This is a genomic window from Lewinella sp. (assembly GCF_050633125.1).
Lineage (GTDB): Bacteria > Bacteroidota > Bacteroidia > Chitinophagales > Saprospiraceae > Lewinella.
Map to the genome: position 1 here is coordinate 13,985 of NZ_JBOEFX010000099.1, position 2,971 is coordinate 16,955.

General features: G+C 48.3%; 1 protein-coding gene and 1 pseudogene. One reads left to right on the forward strand and one right to left on the reverse strand.

The window, feature by feature from the left end:
* Positions 1 to 29: 29 nt before the first annotated feature.
* Entirely contained in the window at positions 30 to 1,271 is a 1,242-nt protein-coding gene (locus ACRBG0_RS20405; RefSeq protein WP_431488699.1) for a DNA/RNA non-specific endonuclease, read from the reverse strand.
* Positions 1,272 to 1,358: 87 nt separating this feature from the next.
* On the opposite strand from ACRBG0_RS20405, the pseudogene ACRBG0_RS20410 reads away from it, so the two are divergent.
* Positions 1,359 to 2,971, forward strand: a pseudogene (locus tag ACRBG0_RS20410) (hypothetical protein); the annotation flags it as partial.

Genomic DNA, 2,971 nt, shown 5'->3' on the forward strand with positions numbered 1-2,971 from the left:
CCCCGCACCCCGCACCCCGCACGCTCCTCTTATTCCTCAAAAATCAAAATCCGCCCACTCCGCTCCACATTCACCGTTGGCACACCACTGAAATCCTGGATGACGCCAGTGACGCTGATCACCTGCCCGTCAAAGAACTCCTTGGGGTCGCCTTCAAAATTAACGAGATCGTCTTTGCGGATGAAGACCGAAAAAATCTGATTTGGAAACTGTTTGTCGAGGTTAAACCACAGGTTGCCAGAACGACTGTAGCGGCTGCCTACCACTTTGCCTACCACCGTAATGGTCTTGTTTTCGCCCATGTACTGCTTTGCCTGCTCGGTATTGAAATGACCACGCGGCAGGCTAGGAGGGTAGATGGGGTCAACATCACCTTGGGGAAGATCCGAAAACCAGTGCTCCAAGTGGACATGGCTCTCGATGGTTTCCTCTTGCTCAATGAGCGAAAAGAAATCCAAGCCCGTAAGCGCTTCGATATCATCGATGGATTTTGCGTATTCCGAAACAGGCTTGGTGATGGTCGCATTGGGCATCAAGAAACCAATAGCGTCACCCGTCTTCAGGTCCAGCACCACTTTGAAGTATTCCCGCGGAATGGAGACCTTATTGACGCTGCGTTCAATCACCGGAAGGTTGTCATGCAGTAGCGGCCCCGTGACTACGTAAAGTTGTGTCTCCGGATGATCGACAATGTAACGGCGTAGTAGCCCTTCCAATTCTGCCCATCCTTCTCTATTGAAATCAGGTAACTGAGGCGACATGTTGCTGTAAAAGTAAGATTCCGATAAGGCCTTTTGCGACCAACGAAAATCGGCAGATGGTGCCAGGTGGCCGCGGTCGTAGCCAAAACCATCATATTTGTAAGTGCTGTCAGGCTGTAAGTATTTGAGGAAATAGTCGACTTCGGTAGCTGATCCGCTTGTGATCAGTGGGTCTTCCCGAAAATCATTAGTCCGAAACACATTGCCGTCAATAACATCAGGGATAATGATATGCGCTACCCATCTGGCTTGTTCGTGCTGCTCGGAGTATTCCAAAAACAAGGCACTGTGCTCGATGAATTCCGCAGAAGGCAAGCCTACCGCCTTGAGGTCGCGGCGAATCATTTGCAGTTTTACCTCTTCTACCTGACTCAATAAAGTTGCTTTCTGAGCATCCAGCTGAGCAATTTCCTGCTCCAGGATACTTACTTGATTTTCTAGTACTTGACTGGTCAGTGGCCCTCCAATCATACTCATCAGTAGGAATAACAGTACAGTTGTCTTCTTCATATGGCAAAGTTAGGGATTAGAAAAATGGTTAAGTAAGAATAACTGGAAAAGACTATCTATATTTGACAGTATCTCAACGTTATGACTATGCCCTTTACAACAATCCTCAAGCCTTGGAAAGGCTTGTCTCTTAGCTTATTTCTAGTGTTTTTGTCGCCCTATTTACTCTTCGCACAAGGCGGAGACTGCCCTTATCCTATCATCTTTCTGCACGGCTGGACGGGCGATCAAAGCTCTTGGGGTGACGCTTACAGCAATAACTCCTTTGAGAATATTTACGGTGAGCTTACGGATGATCACGTTTTTCACGCCATGCTCAACGCGCAGACGAATACTTATATTTGGGGAAATGATGGAACCAAAGGCACCAATGACGACGATGTGTTGGTTACCTTTAATAACGAAAACAATGAGCTTGCCCCCGGCTGTGTCTACGCCATCAATTTCGATAACTCCTGGAACGAAGATGTGAATAACCCTATCATTAATCGTAACGATGGTTCTGCGATTTCATTTACGGAGTCTGATAGTAACGAATCGGCTATTTTTAAACAGGGTTACGCATTGGGCGTAATGATAGACAAAGTGCTAGCGGCCAATCCTGACAAAAGTAAAGTTATACTGGCCGGACACTCAATGGGGGGGCTGGCCATCCGCGAGTACCTCCAACGTACAGGTAGCGGCGGTCACCCCTGGTGGGTAACGCCGGGCTCAGGTTCGGGGCACAAGGTGGCGAGCGTTCTTACCACCGTCACGCCGCACCGAGGCAGCAATACATTGGGGAATATAAGCGGTGTCCGTGACGATGATAATTCACCACAGCGAGATGGCTTGCCGGATTTGTTTTCCGAAGCAGTACGCGATTTACGTTATTCCTGGTCCTGTGGTCTCTTTGGCGGCAGCGACTGCTCCGGTGCCTATTTGTTTGGTGGTGACGAAGATGCTGGCTGGGGCTGGTGGAACGAAGATGTAAATTGTGATGGAGATGAGTCCGATAATGATATTGTAGGTGTCAATATCAGCGGCGAAGACCAAGGCACGGGTGATCCTTGGAATGGAACCTACGATAACCCTAATATGCCTTTGCCTACCAATATTCACTATACCTGGATGACGAGTGATATTCCGGCTTTTGATGGCGATGGGGTAGTGGCTTGGGATCGGCAGTGGCTCTTCAATGGCAATGTTCCTTATCCGTCAGATGGCCTCAGTGGTCGATTGACAGATACGCTGCTTAATAATGCCACTCACCTTGGTGCCAACGACGATATGAATAAGTTGATTCGAGGTATGGATGAGGGCGATTATCCCTATTTCGCCTGGATACTTGATTTTGAGAATCCTTATACTGTCATTCCCACCTACCGTGCTCGTAATACGCCCCACGGCAATACTACGGCTGATCCAGATTGGTTTGCGTTTTCAATACCATCTGGTTTTGCCGATGATTTGGCCATTGATATAACCCCCGGTACTGGCGTTGCTACCCAGGTAGATTTCTTCGGAAGCAGTGTTGGCGATTACACCGATATGAACCAATCAGGCCCCTATTCTGCGGCATATCCGCTCGGCACGAATTCAGAGCAGCGGTTGCTTATTCCCAATGCTGCCTTGCAAAAAGACGGACTAAATTATTTGCGAATTTTGCACACCAGCGTCAATTATTTAGACTGGAAAAATCCGGCTGATGTTACGCTTAC

Excerpts from the sequence above, each read along its gene's own strand:
- ACRBG0_RS20405 (WP_431488699.1), bottom strand. The coding sequence starts at position 1,271 with ATGAAGAAGACAACTGTACTGTTATTCCTACTGATGAGTATGATTGGA.